This is a genomic window from Echinicola rosea (assembly GCF_005281475.1).
Taxonomy (GTDB): Bacteria; Bacteroidota; Bacteroidia; order Cytophagales; family Cyclobacteriaceae; genus Echinicola; species Echinicola rosea.
Window position 1 is genome coordinate 4,429,795 of record NZ_CP040106.1, and the last position, 17,835, is coordinate 4,447,629.

The window sequence follows — 17,835 nt, forward strand, 5'->3', positions numbered from 1 at the left end:
TTTGAAATGCCGTCACTTCACGTCGATATTATACACAAAAGCGCGGTACTTTAGCAGCGCCACGAATACTGCTCCTCCTACCGCATTACCAAACAATGCAAAAACCTGGAAGTTCAGGTACCTTCCAAAGGTGATATTGGTAGAGCTTACCAAACCTGCGAAGACCTCGACATTCCCCACAATGCTATGATGCAGACCAGTAAAAGCCATCATAGAGGTAATAATAAAGATGATCACAATCCTGCTCAAGGTATCCCGAGAGGAAGACAAGAGCCAAGACAGTAGCCCCATTAGCCAACCCGCCAGCATGGCACTGCTAAAGATCACCAAACTGGGAAAATCCGTAGCATGAAGGGCTATTTTTTCCACCACTATGATGTCAAATATACCCAGTTGAGGCCCAATCCACAATAACAGCGAAGCGATCAGCATGCCGCCAATGATGTTTCCGGCAATCACCAAGCCCCATATTTTCAACAAACTGGACACACTCCGTTTTTTATTGAGCACGGGTAAGGTCAACAAGGAAGTCTGTTCAGTAAAAAGAATGGACTGCCCAAGAATAACCATGATGAAACCCACTGGATATACCAATGCCGTCAACTTATAACTGACATCTTCACCAAGAAATTTGGAAAAGTAAGCATAAACTGCACAGATCAACAAATAGCTAAAGCCTATCTCCAATCCAGCCGTCAAAGAACTGAGCAATAAGCTGCTAGGTTTTTTGTCGTATGTTTCCAATCCTTCGGTGATTTGCTCTTTGAGAATCTCACCATGGGATTTGGTACCGTCATTTGAGACAGATTTGGATTTTTTAAGCTCCGAATCAATGTTTTTCTGTCGCTTCTCCTCTTCCTTTTGTCGCTTTACCTCTTCCTTTTGACGCTGTACTTCTTCTTTATCCAGTTTGTCGGCCATAGATTTTATGCTTTAAAATCTCAATAACGCACAAAATACGTTTTATTCATAGTTTGAATTTATAAAATATAGAATTGATTTACTTTGATGTTTATCCTAGATTAGTGTTCGCCGTCTCAATCGTAATTTCTATTATCAAACATTGTAATAACCGGTCTTTCCGAAGATAAAAACTTGAACATACTTTGCGCTTTGTTCTTGCCCCTTTACTCTAATCTTATGTGTATATTTGTCCATTATTGCGTTTAACACATAATTTGTCAATGTTCAAAAAACACCTGACGTAAAGATATGACATACGATATTGCAATTGTGGGTGGTGGAATTGTGGGACTTGCCACCGGCCTTAAGATCATTCAGCAGCGACCAGAACTTAAGGTAGTCGTACTGGAAAAGGAAACCGAACTGGCCAAACACCAAACCGGCAATAATTCCGGGGTAATACATTCTGGTCTGTATTACAAGCCAGGGTCACTAAAAGCCACTAATTGCATTAAGGGCTACCAAGAACTGGTAGATTTCTGTGAAGAAGAAAATATCCCTTTTGAAATCACGGGTAAAGTAGTCGTAGCCACCAAAGATGAGCAGCTCCCATTGCTCCAAAACCTGCTTAAGCGAGGGCTCCAAAATGGATTGAAAGGTACTCGCCAGATCACATTGGACGAACTCAAGGAATACGAACCTTATTGCCAAGGTGTAGCGGCCCTGCACGTGCCCCAAACCGGCATTGTGGACTATAAAAAAGTGGCTTTGGCATATGGTGAAAAATTCAAATCCCTGGGTGGAGAAATCCTGCTGAACCACAAAGTAAAAAAAATCCATCATAGAGCCGGTCAAACAGAGCTGATCACTTCCGGAAAAACGATCGTTTCCCGCTTAATGATCAATTGCGCGGGGCTTTATTCCGACAAAGTGGCCGACATGAACGGCGAACTTGACCTGGATGTCAAAATCATTCCTTTCCGTGGAGAATATTACAAACTCAAAAAAGAGCGGGAATACTTGGTCAAAAACCTGATTTATCCGGTTCCTGACCCTAATTTCCCATTCTTAGGTGTGCACTTTACCCGTATGATGAAAGGCGGTGTGGAAGCCGGACCAAATGCCGTCATGGCCTTCAAGCGCGAAGGATACAAAAGGACGGATTTTAACCTCAAAGAATTTCGAGAAGCCATTACCTGGCCGGGACTACAGAAAGTAGCAGCCAAATATTGGAAAACCGGTATTGGCGAATACTACCGATCCTTTTCGAAAGCAGCCTTTACTGCGGCCTTGCAAGAACTTATTCCTGACGTTAAAGAAGATGATCTCATAGACGGAGGCGCTGGTGTGCGTGCCCAAGCTTGCGACCGTACAGGTGGATTATTGGATGATTTTGCCATTACCGAAAATACCCATGCCATCAACGTCCTCAATGCCCCCAGTCCAGCGGCCACCTCTTCCCTATCCATTGGCGAAACGGTATCTGCACGGGCACTGAAACGGTTTTTATGATGATATAATTGTCTTCACCCAAAAGGAAAAGCACCACTATAACCCTGGAAGAAGACGGTATGCCCCCTCTCCTTCACTTTTGTGGCCACAAATCTCTTGACAAATTTAAGCCAAAATGCCGTTAACATATACCCGAGCAACACTACTTTCCTGCTTACTCTTCGTCTTTGCCTTTTCCTCCATATTGGCCCAAACCAAAAAATGGAAAGAAAAGGACTATGCGGACACCATCCAAACATTGATCGGCGGCGAGCGGGAGTATGCAGTCCAAAGTGGTCGGGTGGACCTGCTGACCGATGAGCACGCCTTTGAGGTGGAATGGGCCAACAAATGGAAAGATGCCATCGGCCAATCGCTATGGTACGGGCTCCAGACTAACCGTAAACCCGGTATCGTCCTGATCCTCCGCTCCAAAAAAGACTACAAATACTACATCCAGCTAAATTCCGCCCTTAGCTATGCCAAATTGCAGGATGAAATAGCGGTCTATATCTATCCGGAAGATTTTGAGGATAAAATGGGAAAACATTAAAACCACAAGTGAGCAAGCTTTTAAAAATCAACCGCTAGATAAAATACGCCATTCTGGGTATTGTGTACGCATGGGATAATGCTTATTTTAGGATTTTGTTATTCTAAATTTTTATCATGATGAAATACATTGGATTTGCTTTTCTACTACTTATTAACCTTTCGCAATCCGTCCATGCTATTGACCCGGACAGGGAGTATATCCGCACACCTGATGCTGGTAATTGGCCTTATGAAGCACTTAAAATCACCACTGAAGACAAAATAAAGCTCAACACCTGGATTTACGAAGCTGATAAAACCAAGAATAAGAACACCGTCATAGTGTTAGCCTACCCGGATGCTGGTAATATGTCTTATTTTGTTTATCACGCATGGATCATGGCAAAGGCTGGATATACAGTAGTTACCTTTGACTACCGCGGATTTGGCAAAAGTGATGATTTTACAATCAATAAAAGTGCGCTTTATCACACTGAATTTATCACAGATTTAACTGCTATTGTGGATAATATTTACACCAGATTCCAAGATAAAAAGATAGGAATATGGGCCATGTCTATGGGAAGCATCATCACCTCTCGAGCTTATCCATCGATCAAAGGGAAAATAGACTTTATCATAGGCGAAGGTTATGTTACCGATACATCAGCCATTATCGACAAGTACCAAGCCCAGGAGAAGCATCTTGACCTTCCTGAGGCCTCAGGGACTTATATGAACTCGATCCAATCAATAAATATCCCGATGCTCATTTTTACAGCTTCTGAGGATACCATCACCACACATGAAGATGCGCTGAAGTTGAAGGACAAGCTCGGAGATACCTGTCACATAATCCAATACCAAGCAGCACACCTTCAAGGTTTTCAGTATCTGTATGAATCCAAAGGCTTCGGAGGATGGTACATGGAGCAAATAGATGCATTCATAAAGTCCATTTCATGATGACCTCCTATTTTTGCAAAAGTAGAAGGTAAATTCCAGCCCAACATTATTCTCGAAATTCCTATTGTTTTTAGATTGATAGGAAAAATACTTCCCTTATCGTAAACGGAAAACACTTTATGATCGTTGATAAAGCAGATGAAATAAGTCAGCTTATCAATCAACAGGAACCATTACTTTTTACTGCACGATAAACCCTTTTTGTAACCTCCCCTTTTTGAATCATAAAACATTTGAAAACCATTATGAAAACGAACTTGATTTTAGTTGTAGTCATGTTTTTTGGGGTGGCATATCATGTCTCTGCCCAAAACCCAGACTTAAAATGGCTGGATATTGAACTTTCCAATTATCAATACCCTTATGACGTACACTCAATCGATCTGAATGTGCAGGGTCAACATCTCCACATGGCCTACATGGATGTCAAACCTACCAACTACAATGGCAAAAACGTCCTCCTGCTACACGGCAAAAACTTTAATGGAGCTTATTGGGAGACCACCATTGAGGCACTTACCCAGAAAGGGTTCAGGGTAATCGTCCCTGATCAAATCGGTTTTGGCAAAAGCTCCAAACCGAGCCAATTTCATTACACCTTCCAGCAATTGGCCCAAAATACCAAAGCAGTTCTGGACGAGATCGGGGTGGACCAGGCCGCTGTGCTCGGCCATTCCATGGGCGGTATGCTGGCGACCCGATTTGCGCTGATGTACCCCGAAATCACAGAAAAGCTGATTTTGGAAAATCCCATTGGGTTGGAAGATTGGAAACTAAAAGTCCCCTACAAACCTGTGGAGTGGTGGTACCAAAATGAGCTAAAAAAAGACTATGACGCCATCAAAGCCTATCAAACAGAAAACTACTATGACAATAAATGGAAACCTGAGTACGATGAATGGGTGAATTTACTGGCCGGATGGACCTTTAATTCCAATTACGAGACCATTGCTTGGAATGCAGCCCTTACTTACGACATGATCTTTACCCAGCCTGTCGTATATGAATTTAAAAACATCACCGTACCTACACTACTGATCATCGGTACCCGTGACAGAACTGCCCTGGGAAAACCACTGGTTTCTGAAGAAGTCAGGGCAACAATGGGACGGTATGATGAGTTGGGGAAAAAGACCCAAGAACGTATTCCCGATGCCCAATTGGTGGAAATAGAGGATACTGGACACCTTCCCCATATTGAGCGATTCGAACAGTTCATTTCCCCCTTGATTACCTTTTTGAAACCTATAGATACTGCCAAGCCACTAAGATAGTTATATCATTTCTTCATTGGAAAATAACTGATACAAGCCTCATTAATTGATATATTTACTTAAAATTAGTATATTTTACTTGTGAATTTTCCTACTTATTTAAATAAACACTTCCATTCATGAGCACGGCTTCCCCTTCCACCGCTTTATTGGTAATGGACATGCAATCGGTGATCCTGAACTTCATGCCAAATCACGAAACCACCTTACACAATGTGGCCAAGTGCCTCAAAAAAGCACGAGAGGATAAGATTCAGGTGATATACGTTCGATTGGGTTTTCGGGATGGCTTTCCTGAAATAAGTGAAAAGAACAAATCTTTTACAAATTTCAGGAAGTACCTAACCACCCTTGACCCATCGGAGATCAGCCAAATCCACCCGTCCATACTTCCTTTTGCAGAAGACATTGTGGTGACCAAAAAACGGATAAGTGCATTTTCAGGAAGTGACTTGGAGATGATCTTAAGGTCTATGGACATTGACCATTTGATCCTCACTGGAGTGGCTACGAGTGGTGTGGTGCTTTGTACTTTTTTGGAAGCGATGGATAAGGATTACCAGCTCACGGTCATTTCAGATGCCTGTCAAGACAAAGACGAAACGTTACATCACATGGTAATCGACAAGTTGTTTTCTGAAAGGGGAAAAATCATCTCCACCAATGATTGGGTAGCATAATGCATGGGAAAAGTTCAAAACACCTTCAGAGCACTCCAATCTTCCAATTATAGGATTTTCATCGCCGGCCAAGCCATTTCACGTATTGGGACATGGATGGAAAGGACGGCCGTAAGCTGGGTCGTGTACGAAATGACCAACTCTACCTTTATGCTCGGACTTACCGCCTTTGTGTCTCAGTTTCCCTCCTTCCTGTTTTCCTTGTATGGCGGCATTTTATCGGATAAGTATCCAAGGCACAAAATCGTCATGATCACTCAAATTGCCTCCTTTTTGCAAGCGGCCATTTTGGCTTTTATGGTGCTGAGAGGAGACACAACGATATGGCATATTCTGACCCTAATTACCCTGCTGGGCATTATCAATGCCTTCGACATTCCTGCCAGGCAATCGCTCGTGCACCAGCTGCTTTCCGATCCGGCCGATTTATCAAACGCCGTAGCACTCAATTCTTCTGTAGTAAATTTGGCAAGGCTGATAGGGCCTGCTATAGCCGGGCTGGTACTGAGTACACTGGGTGCTGGTATTTGTTTTTCCCTTAATGCCCTGAGCTATTTGGCCGTGATCATTTCACTCTTATTTCTCCGGCTAGCGCCACAACCCAAAAAAGTCAAAAAGCAAAGCAACTTCTCCGAGATCAAAGAAACCTTTTCATACTTAAAGCATCACCCCATCCTCGCCCCTACGATGATCTACATCGCCATCATCAGCCTCTTGGTCATTCCTTACAATACCCTTTTGCCGGAATTCGCAAAGGCCGTATTTCAGGGAAATGCACAGACCTACGGTTTTATGGTCAGCAGCATCGGTCTGGGGGCATTTTTGGGAACCCTGTTTTTGGCATCTCTGCCTCCAGAAACCAAAAAATCCCGGATCTTGATCATCAATGCGGCTATTCTGGGAATTTCCTTGATCATTTTTTCGATCACCGAGCTACTGCCTTTTGCCCTATTTTTGGCCGTCATCACAGGATTCACAGGACTGACCCAATCCACTATCTGCCTGACCATCGTCCAAACGGAAGCTGATGCGGAAAAAAGAGGCCAACTTATCAGCTTGTACGCCATGGCATTGTTTGGGATGATGCCCTTGGGAAGTTTATTGGTCGGATCAATCTCCAATCACATTGGGAGTTCTACCACACTGCTGATCCAAGGAATAATCGCCATTGCTATTGCCATCTCTTTCTTTCGATTCCTGAGAAATAAAAAGCTGAAATCAATGAAGTATACCTTACGATAAAAGTGTAACTATTTTTTGTTGTCATCTGCACCTTCTGTATGATCCTCCGCCAAAGGCGGATTAAACCCGAAACCAATGCCGTTTAGTTAAGGCTATATCCCTATTTTCACCTGCTAGGAGTTTCTTTTCTATTTGACTTTAACTTTATGGCTTTGACCATTTTGGTGGATTTTATACTTTTCCTTTTTTCCATTGATGAAAAAAGAAAGAAAAAAATCTAGGCCGGTGGTCTGCCCTTTAAAATGGGACATGGATTTACCCTGCGACGTGGATCCGTCACCCATTTTAATTTCCACCCGATGGCTACGACCTAAAAGCGAGTGGGTCTCGCTGTTCCACGACGCGAGCCAACTCCCTTTCTTAACGGCCTCCACCACCGGATGAAAAACAGGCATACCAAGGGCCGTCAAAAGGAAGCGATATATTTTTGGGACTTATTAACTGAATCCGCCTTGCAGGTATTGAGCGTTAAGAAATTAAAAAGCGGGCGGGCAATTAGGCAGGCTTGTTTGACGAAATGCTGCCCAAAAAGAATGTTGGCAGCTAAAGAAGGTTTACCTGGCTTTAAATTAGGCCTGCTTGGCTTTAGACAGGAGGAGTTTGCCTGCATGGGGGAAGGCTTTAATTTTAGGCCAATAGCTGCACACCTGTGCGCCGTGGCGTAGCGGCGGGGTTTTTTGGTTACTTTTTTGACCTGAAGCAAAAAAGTAACAAAGGTAAAGGGATGAAAACCACCTAGAAATTTAGCTAGAAAAATAACTGCCCAAGGAAAAAATATAGAACCCGTATTTTCCAGAGACACATAACTAAACGGCATTAAACCCGAAACATGCATTAGCCTATCTTTGCCACGCACAGGCGATGAATAAAAAAATCCGCACCATTTTTTAAACTTTTCATTAATTTAAATCGTTTACGATATATTCGCTTGTGAATAAAATTAGAAAACTTAAATGTAATCCATTATGAAAACATTATTTGAAACTCGTGCCACGGCCGTTGGCGGTAGAAATGGCCATGTAAAAAGTGAGGATGGTATTCTGGACTTTGACGTCCGCGTACCGACGGGAATGGGCGGCAAAGGCGGTAAATTTACCAATCCAGAGCAGCTTTTTGCAGCAGGATATGCCGCTTGCTTTGACAATGCCATTATCCACGTGGCAGCTATGAAAAAAGCAAAAATACAGTCCCAAACCACCGCCAATGTCGGATTGGTAATGACAGACGACAAAAGCTATCAGTTGACCGTCTCCCTTGATGTCACGATAAAAGGTACCGATCAGGCCACAGCCGAAGAAATCGTTACCTCTGCACACGCTACATGCCCCTACTCCAATGCTGTAAAAGGTAATGTGGAAGTCAATATTACTGTAAATGCAGATGATTAACCTACATTCCTAATCCATGAAGCCTCAAACGTGGCTTCATGGATATTTTGAATCACATGTTGCACCTTATACCCCCTTGAGACCATGACCATTCCATCCGTCAAAACAACTTTAGTACAAAATATTTTCCGTATCATATTAGGCCTGAACATGCTTTTCGCAGGAATCGGGCATATGACCTTTCTGCGGGCAGAATTCCAAGCTCAGGTTCCAGATTGGACACCTTTCTCAAAAGATTTTATTGTTCTTGCTTCAGGAGTGGCAGAGATCATCTTAGGTCTTGCCATGATCATCGGCACTAAATACAAAGTACATACCGGGCTTGCATTGGGGCTATTTTTCATAGCGGTCTTCCCTGGTAATATCTCACAATACGTAAATGGTATCGATGCCTTTGGCCTGGATACGGACACCAAACGATTGGTCAGGCTATTTTTCCAACCCGTGCTGATCGCTTGGGCGCTTTGGAGTAGTGGCGCGTACCGGTATTGGATAAAATCGAAAAACTGATGTAAATTGGATTGATAGAACGAACAGATACCCTGACCATGGCAAAAACTGTAGATTATTCAAGCCTTTTCCTTGAAAACCAACTTTGTTTCCCACTCTATGCAGCCTCCCGACTGATGATAAAAGCCTATCAGCCGCACTTGGGCAAACTGGACCTGACCTATCCACAGTATTTGGTGCTGTTGGTCCTTTGGGAAAAAGACCACCTTACGGTCAGCCAAATATCCCAAGCACTTATGCTGGAATCAAACACCCTTACGCCACTTTTGAAAAGGCTTGAAGAAAAAGGTTTGCTAAAAAGAACGCGGGACAAGGATGACGAACGAAAGGTGTTTGTCACCTTGACCTCTAATGGAAAAACCATGAGGGAAAAAGCAGTTTGCATCCCTACCGAAATAATGAAAAATGTAGATGTGCTCAATTTGGAGGAAATGAAAGCGCTTTATGATCATCTTGGCAAATTGATCAAGCACTTAAAGTAGCTCTAAACAGGACAAACTTTTTCTTCTCCTATTACTGGGTTCTTACTTCCCATTTGATACAAGTTATTGGGGACTGACTCGATTACGTAAACTCATTTAAGCTACCACCTACTGACTCAATGTACTTCCTGATTAGTGCTGACCGGATTAATAGTAACCTCAGTTCGATTATAAAACCGTTACTGCGAGGCTTAGAGGGTGGCCTGAGCGGGTGGAAGCCGTGGCAGCTCGCCGCGGCGAGTTGCCACACCCTTTTCCAACCCACATCCACCTATAAAGGGTTTGCAATGACGCTTTTAATGCTAAAAATAAGTCGAGCTCAGGTTAGTAGTTTTCATTATCAATTATTGTAATCGCTAGTCATTTACTAAAATCCTATTGTATTTCTCTTCGCTCCATAATAACCCCACCTAACCTCTCCTAAAAGGGGAGGATCGTCTCAATACAATGTACATTTGTCTCAAGACTCACTTCTAAAAACCACATCAATCCACCCTGTTCAGGACAGAATCAGGGAAATATTTATTGGTCAAGGCAACCATTTCATCTCCTTTTACAAACATACTGATGTCAATTTCATTGGTATGTTTGACACCACATGCTCCCAAAAGTTCTAGTACGGCATGCATGGTATTGCGATGGAAATTAAAGACCCTTTCTGCCTTATCTTCCACCACCAAGCCTTTTGTCAGCATTTTATTTTGTGTGGCGACACCTGTGGGGCAATCGTTGGTATTGCAACGGAGTGCCTGAATGCAGCCTACTGTAAACATGAAGGCGCGGGCGGAATTGCACATATCAGCTCCCAGCGCCCGCATCCTCAATATAGAAAAAGCCGTGAGCACTTTGCCACTTGCAATTACTTTCACTTCTTGTCGCAGCCCAAATTTTTCCAAGGTCCTGTGCACAAAAATCAAGGCCGGCTCAAGTGGAATACCGACTGAATCAGAAAACTCCAGCGGAGCAGCTCCTGTACCACCTTCGGCACCGTCCACCGTGATAAAATCCGGTACTACGCCATGCTGCTTCATGGCCGCACAGAGGTCAATAAACTCCTCCGTCCTACCGACGCAAAGCTTAAACCCGATGGGCTTGCCATCGCTAAGTTTCCTTAACTCACTGATAAACTTTATCAGGCCATCAGGATCTGAAAATTTCCGGTGGCTGGGCGGTGAAACAATCGTGGTATGGGGTTTTACACCCCTTATTTTAGCAATTTCGGGTGTATTTTTTTCCCCTGGAAGAACGCCCCCATGACCCGGCTTAGCTCCTTGGGATATTTTGATTTCTATCATCTTTACCTGCTCAAGGGCTGCATTTTGCTTAAATTTTTCAGGATCAAAATCGCCATCTTCCGTACGGCAGCCAAAATACCCGGTACCGATCTGCCAAACCAAATCTCCTCCACCTTCCAAGTGATAGGGAGAAAGCCCTCCTTCACCCGTATTATGATAAAAATGACCTTTCTTAGCTCCTCGGTTTAGGGCCATGATGGCATTTTTGCTCAGTGAACCAAAACTCATCGCTGAGACATTCAAAATCGAAGCACTGTACGGATGCTTGCAGGCCTTGCTGCCGACAATCACCCTGGGAATCTCTGAAACGGGCGGGGTAGCATATATCGAATGCCGAATGGCTTCGTAGTTTTCCCCCGTGATCTCCAGCTGTGTACCAAAGGGATGGGTATCATTCACATCCTTGGCGCGTCTGTACACCAAAGCCCTGTGGTTTCGGCTGAAAGGTTTACCGTCGGTAGTCCGTTCGATAAAATATTGCTGGATTTCTGGGGAGATCATCTCAAAGAAATACCTGAAATATCCCAAAATCGGAAAGTTCCTTAAAATGGTATGACGTTTCTGAAACCGATTGTAAATACCGATAATTACTATCGGTCCTATGATCAGAAAAGCCCAAATCCATTGTTCATAATAGTAAGCCAAGATGCCAAAGAATACAACTAGGATAATGGTGATATTATAAAAAAGATAACGCATAATAATGGTGTTTACTGCTAAACTTGGGAAATAGGCATGCTGTTTTTTTAGGCTGCCTATTTTATTCACTCAGCTAAATATAAGCTTTTTGGAGGATGTGGAAAACTATTTAATATCCTAAACTATCAAATCGGCAAAAGGTTTTGATCACTAGGTAATGATAGTGGATATAAGCATCAATCTAAAAAAACACCTAAGATTCACCTCATATCATTTCGAAGCCAAAAACTCTAGCAGCCTTTCCTCGACCCAGCTAAACTCCTTTCCCTTAACAGCGAACCCAGTATGTCCCCCCCTTTCAGGCATTTCCAAATGAATCAGTTTATGCTTTCTCGCCAACGCCACAGGATAGCATCGGTCAATCAGCAACGGATCATTTTTAGCGTTTACAATGAGCGTGGGAACCGTGATTTCTGCCATCCAATTGTCAGGGCTGACAGTCCGATAAAAGTCCTGACCATCCCTAAAACCGTGAAGCTTTGCCGTAAAATGGTCATCAAAAGTATCAAAATCCTTTACATTCGGGAGTAACGATTCGTCCAAAATGCCTGGAAACTGCTTGGCTTTCTCGGCCATCTTCACCTTTAGCTTGGCGAGGAACTTATTTTTATAAAAGATGTTTTTGGTCAATCGCAACGTCGCCGCACTGTCCGGTAAATTACAGGGAGTGCTATAGACCGCAGCCTTTTTTAAAGGCTGAGGAAGCGCACTTCCTTCTTCGCCGAGGTATTTTAGTGTTTGGGCACCTCCCATACTGATCCCAGCAAGGTAAATTTCAGCATAATCCTCCGTCGCCAGCACGTGCTCGATTACTGCTTTCAGATCATGTGAGGCGCCATGGTGGTAAAGTACTTGCTGACGGTTCATCTCCCCGCTGCACGAGCGATTGTTCCAGGCCAATGCATCTATCTGGTGTTGGTTAAACAATTTCACCAAACCGGTGACATAGTGTCTTTCGGAGCTACCTTCCAGCCCATGGGAAATGATCAGGAGCCTCTTGCTCCCCACCTTACTCCAATCCAAATCCAAAAAATCCCTGTCCGGCGTATCGATCCGTTCACGCTCGTAAACGACCCCCATAATCTTCCGAAATACACTGGGCAATATCGTTTCGAAGTGCCCATTAAAGTGATGTATAGGTGGGCCGGGATAGGAGGATTTTTTAATGATGGGCATGGAAATTCAGCTCGTTAATGACCGACAAAGTAAATGGTCTTAGCCTATTGAAGCAATAAACTGGCTGAAAAATCACCATAAGTGAAGCGTATTTTTCCAGCCAAAATTTCGTCCCATAAACATTGTTCTATCTTCAACTATTCTGCTTGAACCAGAATCCACTCCGGTCCTGGGTATATAACGTTATATTATAAACAAATCCTGTTCGTGAAGAAATACAATTAGCAGCAGTAGTAATTAATTTACACCCCAATATGATCGAAAAAATCAACTTATCAATACTTTACTAGTAAATTAATGGGCAAAAAAGTAGTGTGAAGTAGTAGCAGTTAGCAATCCTCTATTGGCAAACGAAATTTGCACTCAGTTACTCATTTCATAAATCTCGCGAAGCAATTCATCAATTGCCTTCAAAAACTGATCGTGATGGTCATTGACTTTATCCTCCGATTCGTCATGACGGATAACCTGTTTTCCTTCATCCAATACTTGGCTGAGATTTCTTAATTCAAAAATGGTCACCGTAGGCCTTACCTTATGTCTGGCTTGGTGTAGCAAGTCCTCATCGCGCTGAACCATTGCTTCTGTATATCTATCCTTTAATTCCTCTACAGAACTAGCAATAGCCTGAAGCAACTCCTTCTGAAATTCCAAATCTCCTTCTGACATTTCATGGACTTTATCCATGTTGATATTCCTGCTTTTAATCATGTTAGGCATGGTGTTGATCATAGTTAGTTATGTGTTGATTGTCCTGCAATATATCCCGTGGTCCAAGCAGCTTGAAAGTTAAAACCGCCTGTAATTCCATCAATATCTAAGACTTCTCCTGCAAAAAACAAATTCGGTACCAAGCGACTCTCCATAGTAGTTGGATTTACTTCATTTAGGGCGATTCCCCCAGCGGTAACGAATTCCTCTTTGAAGGTTGTCTTTCCTTTCACTTGTAATATATAGCAAAAAATATGCTGTTCCAAAATATTTATTTGTTTTTTGACACATTCCTGCCAAGTGAGTGAGCCGCTAATACCAGCACTTGCTAAAAGGTGCTCCCATAGTCTTTTGGGTAAATCAAACAGGGGATATCCATGCATTTTACGCTTGGGATGCTGATGCTTGTATGCTCTCAATGCCTCACGGATTTCTTCTTCTTTCATATCTGCTCTCCACCTTATGTGCACATTGGTGTGGTACATTTGCTCATTCAACCATTTTGCACCAAATGCTGACAATTTCAAAACCACTGGCCCACTGATTCCCCAGTGGGTGATCAGCAGTGGCCCTTGATAGGCCAATTTCGTCCCTTCTATCCTAACTAGGGCATTGGGTACGGTCAATCCTGGCATCTTTTTGAGGTCTGATTCAGGTGAATTAAATGTAAAAAGACTCGGGATAGGATCTACTACCTGGTGCCCCAGATCCCTGTACATTTGGTAACTCTTCGATTTTGGGCTTCCTCCTGCAGAAACGATCACTTTGTCCACCAACCTATCTTTTCCATTCACCTTAAGCATAAATCCTTCTCCCTTACGGACAATATGCTCCACAGAAGCCCGAAGCTCGACCACTACCCCAAATTTCTCCGCTTCTTTACGAAGCAGGTCAATGATGGTCTGTGAACTGTCCGTGACGGGAAACATCCTACCGTCGCTCTCTGTCTTTAGTTTTACGCCCCTGGACTCGAACCACTCCACGGTATCCTTGGCATGGAATTTCATAAACGATTTCTTGAGAAACTTCTCTCCTCTTGGATAATGCTTTACCAACGCTGATACTTGAAATGCTTCATGGGTCACGTTACACCTGCCACCCCCCGAGACTTTTACTTTCGACAGGGTCTTGCCTGTTTTCTCGAAGATGATCACGTTGTTTCCTTTTTGCGCTGCGTGAATAGCGGCAAAAAAACCAGCTGCCCCGCCACCAATTACTCCTATAACTCCCATAGTTTACAAAAATATCCATCTCACCCCTTATTTTAACAAATCATTACTGATTTCTCCTTTTAAATTAGGATGTATGGACTAAGATAGAAATATCTTGCAAAAATTAAAACTATCTTCGCTTTCCAGTCAATGTCCCCAAGATACTTCTGGTTAACTCTCGGAAAATCGTCCGTCCGATCTGTCTCACCATGGTGTTTTTTGACAATTCTTCAAACAGGTTGTCCCCTTCTTTTGTGGCAGACTTGCCTGCACCCCTCGAAGCTACTTTTTCTTTGGCTGTTTCTTCAGCCAGCTTGAGTTTCGCCTCGATCATTTCATGCGCACTCTCCCGGTCTATTTGCTGATTATATTTAGCAGCAATACTCGAACTATTGACCAATTCGTTGATCTCTCGCTGCGAAAGGACATCCATTCGTGAAATAGGTGCCCTGACCAATGTATGCGCCAGTGGTGTAGGAAGCCCCTTTTCACTTAAGGCTGTAACCAGCGCTTCTCCTATTCCCATTGAGGTGAGTACTGCTTTGGTATCATAGAATTCGGAAAGGGGATAATTTTCGGAGGTTTTGCCGATTGCCTTGCGGTCTTTGGCCGTAAAAGCCCTTAAAGCATGCTGGACTTTTAGCCCCAATTGCCCTAAGACCTTGTCGGGAATATCAGTGGGACTTTGGGTACAGAAATACACCCCTACGCCTTTTGACCTGATCAGTTTCACAATAGCCTCGATCTTATCAATTAGGTCTTTGGAGGCATTATCAAATACAAGATGTGCCTCATCGATAAACAAACATAACTTGGGCTTATCCCCATCGCCCTGCTCGGGAAAGGTCTCATAAATCTCCGACAACAGGCTCAACATAAAGGTAGAAAATAGCTTTGGCCGATCCTGAATATCCGTCAAGCGAATTATGGAAACCACTCCTTTACCGTCCTTTTGCCTTACCAAATCATTGACGTCAAAGGACACTTCTCCAAAAAATGATGTCGCTCCCTGCTGCTCCAATTCGATGATCTTACGCATGATGGTATTCACAGAGGCAGAGGACACTGCTCCAAACTCCTTTTTTATTTCTTCCTTGCCCTCATTGATCACATACTGTAAGACCTCTTTCAAGTCTTCCAAATCCAGCAGGGGTAATTGCTTGATATCACAAAACCTAAAAATCAAAGCGATGATCCCTTGTTGGGTACTGTTCAGGTCCAGGATCTGCGAAATCAGTACCGGACCGAACTCCGTAACTGTAGCCCGCAGCCGCGTTCCAGGCTGCTGACTGATCGTCAGCAGCTCCACAGGAAGACCGGTGGCCTCATAATCCACCCCGATGGCATCACTTCGCCAGACAATGTGTTCGTTAGAGGCACCTGGACAAGCCAGACCAGAAAGATCACCTTTTAGGTCCATGAGCACGCTCGGGACGCCTTTCAGCGAAAGCTGCTCCGCTATCACTTGTAAGGTCTTGGTCTTACCAGTACCGGTAGCACCTGCGATCAAGCCATGGCGATTAAGCGTCTTAAGGGGGATCTTGACAGTAGCTCCCTTTACTGGATCCTGTCCCAATACGCCTGTTCCTAAGATAAAAAAATCCTTTTTCGTTTGGTACCCTGCCGAAATACATTGCTGGAAATCTTCTTTGGTCTTCATACGTAATGATTGAGCTGGTGACTGGACTTCAGAAACCCCAAAATACTTCATGATGAGGTCCTTGCTGACTGCCCTAAGTTTTTGTTCTTTACTTGATAAGCACTTTTTCATGAATCCATCAGCACAATTGGATGGAAAGCATATTCTCATGCTATGCCGAAAGATCGGTCATGCTAAAATGAAAACACCTTGGACGACAAACCATCCAAGGTGCTTTATTTTATTACTGATATCAATGGGTAACCACAGGATCCAATGATTTGGCCTGATCGATAAAATCTTCAATTTGGCTCAAGGCAGGTACCACTCTGGTCAACTTTTTGGATTCATTTGTTTCGGTGAGCGCTTTGTGCAGATTTTCGGGATTTCGGGTACGAAGTTCTTTGACTGTGTCCACACCGGTGGCTTTCAGTAATTCTGCAAACTGGCTGGCGACACCGTTGATTCTAAAAAGATCAGCCATATTGACAAAGTCCAAGATCTTACCTTCATCAATTCCTGTAGCTTCGGCCAGTGCTTTTCTCCCTTTCTTGGAAGCGCCTTTTTCCAATAATGCTTCCACGGTTTTTACTGCTGCTTTGGCCAGTTTTTCCTGGTTCACAGGTCCTATTCCTTCAATACTTGTGATGGTTTTTGACATGGTTGTAAATGAATTATATAATTTGAAAATAAACAGTAAGTCGTGCTATGATAACATTCCGAAACATAAAGGAGCTGAAAACAACACGTGGATGACAGTACTCAATACGATCACCAATCAATAATTTTGTATCTAAACGCTTGATGATCATTTAAACATATTTCCCAATCCACCGAGCATATCACCTGCCTTTCCTTTGAGGATGTCGCCGGCACTGCCTCCGATAAGCTTCATCAAATCTCCCTTTCCAGCATTGCCACCTGTTTGGCCTACGATTTTGTCAAGAACCAGTGGGAGCACAAAGTTGCTGATCTGCCTAGCTATGCCTTCAGAAACTCCCAGCTTGGAGATGTAATCACTGGCCAGGTTTCCTGCAAATTTTTGAAACATACTACCGCCCGCAGCCCCGCTACCTTGATTGATCATATCGAGAAGACCATCCAGATTACCACCTGCGGCTTCTTTGGTGGCAGTAGCGGTTAACGACTCCTGAGTTGTGTCCACTGCCTTGGAAGCTTGCTCTTCTGACAATCCGAATTGGCTGGTAATTTTGGAAATCACCTCTGGCCCCACGTTTTTTAAAATTTCATTGATCATGATAAAACAGTTAAGTTGTATAGTGCATCAAAAAGACCGCAGTGACTATTCATCAATTACACTGGCCACTTTTTAATAAATAATTTTTAATATAATAAAAATTTACAAATCATTTAACCACGACCTATCATATTAACTATTAATTATAAAATCCTTAACAATAGATTAGTAAATAATACTTAAAACAATTTATTTTCATCAGGTATAATTAAGAGGTACCATTGGATTGGCCCGGCACCATTAGGCATTCATTAATAGCCTACCTAAAATTGGCAAAAGGGTCAATATTTTTGGCGTCACATCATCAAAACCACTTGGCCAAAAGGCGTTCTAAAAGCATAATGATGTTAATAAAACTTAAAAAAAGGGGAAAAAC

19 protein-coding genes are annotated in these 17,835 nt (G+C 43.1%); 9 read left to right on the plus strand and 10 right to left on the minus strand.

The window, feature by feature from the left end; genetic code table 11:
* Nucleotides 1-12: 12 nt before the first annotated feature.
* Entirely contained in the window at nt 13-921 is a 909-nt protein-coding gene (locus tag FDP09_RS17300) for a formate/nitrite transporter family protein (protein WP_137403858.1), read from the minus strand.
* A gap of 291 nt (nt 922-1,212) precedes the next feature.
* On the opposite strand from FDP09_RS17300, the gene lhgO reads away from it, so the two are divergent.
* The 6 genes from lhgO to FDP09_RS17330 all read left to right on the plus strand — a co-directional run bounded on the left by lhgO (nt 1,213) and on the right by FDP09_RS17330 (nt 7,090).
* A complete protein-coding gene (gene lhgO / locus FDP09_RS17305) occupies nt 1,213-2,415 on the plus strand; it encodes an L-2-hydroxyglutarate oxidase (RefSeq protein WP_137403859.1) in 1,203 nt (400 codons plus the stop codon).
* Nucleotides 2,416-2,530: 115 nt separating this feature from the next.
* Complete coding sequence (locus tag FDP09_RS17310; protein WP_137403860.1) at nt 2,531-2,947, plus strand: hypothetical protein; 417 nt, start codon at nt 2,531-2,533, stop codon at nt 2,945-2,947.
* Nucleotides 2,948-3,063: 116 nt separating this feature from the next.
* Nucleotides 3,064-3,894: an alpha/beta hydrolase gene (locus FDP09_RS17315; RefSeq protein ID WP_229683349.1), complete on the plus strand. Its 831-nt coding sequence runs from the start codon at nt 3,064-3,066 to the stop codon at nt 3,892-3,894.
* A gap of 245 nt (nt 3,895-4,139) precedes the next feature.
* Complete coding sequence (locus tag FDP09_RS17320) at nt 4,140-5,168, plus strand: alpha/beta fold hydrolase (protein WP_137403861.1); 1,029 nt, start codon at nt 4,140-4,142, stop codon at nt 5,166-5,168.
* Between the two features lie 119 nt (nt 5,169-5,287).
* The gene (locus FDP09_RS17325) at nt 5,288-5,848 is read left to right on the plus strand and encodes a cysteine hydrolase family protein (protein WP_137403862.1); all 561 of its coding nucleotides are present in this window, start codon (nt 5,288-5,290) and stop codon (nt 5,846-5,848) included.
* A 3-nt stretch (nt 5,849-5,851) separates the two neighbouring features.
* Nucleotides 5,852-7,090, plus strand: coding sequence for an MFS transporter (locus FDP09_RS17330; protein ID WP_137403863.1), 1,239 nt, complete (start codon nt 5,852-5,854; stop codon nt 7,088-7,090).
* Nucleotides 7,091-7,218: 128 nt separating this feature from the next.
* Here FDP09_RS17330 and FDP09_RS17335 read toward each other — a convergent pair whose 3' ends face one another.
* Nucleotides 7,219-7,485: a hypothetical protein gene (locus tag FDP09_RS17335; RefSeq protein ID WP_137403864.1), complete on the minus strand. Its 267-nt coding sequence runs from the start codon at nt 7,483-7,485 to the stop codon at nt 7,219-7,221.
* 11 nt (nt 7,486-7,496) lie between these two features.
* Complete coding sequence (locus FDP09_RS17340) at nt 7,497-7,925, minus strand: hypothetical protein (protein ID WP_137403865.1); 429 nt, start codon at nt 7,923-7,925, stop codon at nt 7,497-7,499.
* 130 nt (nt 7,926-8,055) lie between these two features.
* On the opposite strand from FDP09_RS17340, the gene FDP09_RS17345 reads away from it, so the two are divergent.
* The 3 genes from FDP09_RS17345 (at nt 8,056) to FDP09_RS17355 (ending at nt 9,470) form a co-directional block, all read left to right on the plus strand.
* On the plus strand, nt 8,056-8,478 hold the full coding sequence (locus FDP09_RS17345) for an organic hydroperoxide resistance protein (RefSeq protein ID WP_137403866.1): 423 nt from the start codon (nt 8,056-8,058) through the stop codon (nt 8,476-8,478).
* 84 nt (nt 8,479-8,562) lie between these two features.
* Nucleotides 8,563-8,988 (plus strand): DoxX family protein, encoded by a 426-nt coding sequence (locus FDP09_RS17350; protein WP_137403867.1) that lies wholly within the window; start codon nt 8,563-8,565, stop codon nt 8,986-8,988.
* Nucleotides 8,989-9,026: 38 nt separating this feature from the next.
* Nucleotides 9,027-9,470, plus strand: coding sequence for a MarR family winged helix-turn-helix transcriptional regulator (locus FDP09_RS17355; RefSeq protein WP_137405078.1), 444 nt, complete (start codon nt 9,027-9,029; stop codon nt 9,468-9,470).
* A 485-nt stretch (nt 9,471-9,955) separates the two neighbouring features.
* On the opposite strand, the gene FDP09_RS17360 is transcribed toward FDP09_RS17355, so the two are convergent.
* From FDP09_RS17360 to FDP09_RS17390, 7 genes are all read right to left on the minus strand, one after another.
* The gene (locus FDP09_RS17360; RefSeq protein WP_137403868.1) at nt 9,956-11,464 is read right to left on the minus strand and encodes an FMN-binding glutamate synthase family protein; all 1,509 of its coding nucleotides are present in this window, start codon (nt 11,462-11,464) and stop codon (nt 9,956-9,958) included.
* Nucleotides 11,465-11,674: 210 nt separating this feature from the next.
* Nucleotides 11,675-12,640 (minus strand): YheT family hydrolase, encoded by a 966-nt coding sequence (locus FDP09_RS17365; protein WP_137403869.1) that lies wholly within the window; start codon nt 12,638-12,640, stop codon nt 11,675-11,677.
* Between the two features lie 363 nt (nt 12,641-13,003).
* Nucleotides 13,004-13,360: a hypothetical protein gene (locus FDP09_RS17370; RefSeq protein WP_137403870.1), complete on the minus strand. Its 357-nt coding sequence runs from the start codon at nt 13,358-13,360 to the stop codon at nt 13,004-13,006.
* 14 nt (nt 13,361-13,374) lie between these two features.
* The gene (locus tag FDP09_RS17375; RefSeq protein WP_137403871.1) at nt 13,375-14,583 is read right to left on the minus strand and encodes a BaiN/RdsA family NAD(P)/FAD-dependent oxidoreductase; all 1,209 of its coding nucleotides are present in this window, start codon (nt 14,581-14,583) and stop codon (nt 13,375-13,377) included.
* A 109-nt stretch (nt 14,584-14,692) separates the two neighbouring features.
* Entirely contained in the window at nt 14,693-16,222 is a 1,530-nt protein-coding gene (locus FDP09_RS17380; RefSeq protein ID WP_137405079.1) for a helicase HerA-like domain-containing protein, read from the minus strand.
* 232 nt (nt 16,223-16,454) lie between these two features.
* Nucleotides 16,455-16,862 (minus strand): DUF4332 domain-containing protein, encoded by a 408-nt coding sequence (locus FDP09_RS17385; protein ID WP_137403872.1) that lies wholly within the window; start codon nt 16,860-16,862, stop codon nt 16,455-16,457.
* Between the two features lie 147 nt (nt 16,863-17,009).
* Entirely contained in the window at nt 17,010-17,459 is a 450-nt protein-coding gene (locus tag FDP09_RS17390; protein ID WP_137403873.1) for a DUF937 domain-containing protein, read from the minus strand.
* Between the last annotated feature and the right edge of the window lie 376 nt (nt 17,460-17,835).

Bases quoted from the DNA above. Each gene is read 5' to 3' on its own strand.
- FDP09_RS17385 (WP_137403872.1), bottom strand. From the start codon at position 16,862: ATGTCAAAAACCATCACAAGTATTGAAGGAATAGGACCTGTGAACCAG.
- FDP09_RS17345 (WP_137403866.1), top strand. From the start codon at position 8,056: ATGAAAACATTATTTGAAACTCGTGCCACGGCCGTTGGCGGTAGAAAT.
- FDP09_RS17375 (WP_137403871.1), bottom strand. From the start codon at position 14,583: ATGGGAGTTATAGGAGTAATTGGTGGCGGGGCAGCTGGTTTTTTTGCC.
- FDP09_RS17330 (WP_137403863.1), top strand. From the start codon at position 5,852: ATGGGAAAAGTTCAAAACACCTTCAGAGCACTCCAATCTTCCAATTAT.
- FDP09_RS17355 (WP_137405078.1), top strand. From the start codon at position 9,027: ATGGCAAAAACTGTAGATTATTCAAGCCTTTTCCTTGAAAACCAACTT.
- FDP09_RS17370 (WP_137403870.1), bottom strand. From the start codon at position 13,360: ATGCCTAACATGATTAAAAGCAGGAATATCAACATGGATAAAGTCCAT.
- FDP09_RS17360 (WP_137403868.1), bottom strand. From the start codon at position 11,464: ATGCGTTATCTTTTTTATAATATCACCATTATCCTAGTTGTATTCTTT.
- FDP09_RS17320 (WP_137403861.1), top strand. From the start codon at position 4,140: ATGAAAACGAACTTGATTTTAGTTGTAGTCATGTTTTTTGGGGTGGCA.
- FDP09_RS17380 (WP_137405079.1), bottom strand. From the start codon at position 16,222: ATGAAGACCAAAGAAGATTTCCAGCAATGTATTTCGGCAGGGTACCAA.
- FDP09_RS17315 (WP_229683349.1), top strand. From the start codon at position 3,064: ATGATGAAATACATTGGATTTGCTTTTCTACTACTTATTAACCTTTCG.
- FDP09_RS17300 (WP_137403858.1), bottom strand. From the start codon at position 921: ATGGCCGACAAACTGGATAAAGAAGAAGTACAGCGTCAAAAGGAAGAG.
- FDP09_RS17350 (WP_137403867.1), top strand. From the start codon at position 8,563: ATGACCATTCCATCCGTCAAAACAACTTTAGTACAAAATATTTTCCGT.
- lhgO (WP_137403859.1), top strand. From the start codon at position 1,213: ATGACATACGATATTGCAATTGTGGGTGGTGGAATTGTGGGACTTGCC.
- FDP09_RS17365 (WP_137403869.1), bottom strand. From the start codon at position 12,640: ATGCCCATCATTAAAAAATCCTCCTATCCCGGCCCACCTATACATCAC.
- FDP09_RS17310 (WP_137403860.1), top strand. From the start codon at position 2,531: ATGCCGTTAACATATACCCGAGCAACACTACTTTCCTGCTTACTCTTC.
- FDP09_RS17325 (WP_137403862.1), top strand. From the start codon at position 5,288: ATGAGCACGGCTTCCCCTTCCACCGCTTTATTGGTAATGGACATGCAA.
- FDP09_RS17340 (WP_137403865.1), bottom strand. From the start codon at position 7,925: ATGCATGTTTCGGGTTTAATGCCGTTTAGTTATGTGTCTCTGGAAAAT.
- FDP09_RS17390 (WP_137403873.1), bottom strand. From the start codon at position 17,459: ATGATCAATGAAATTTTAAAAAACGTGGGGCCAGAGGTGATTTCCAAA.
- FDP09_RS17335 (WP_137403864.1), bottom strand. From the start codon at position 7,485: ATGCCTGTTTTTCATCCGGTGGTGGAGGCCGTTAAGAAAGGGAGTTGG.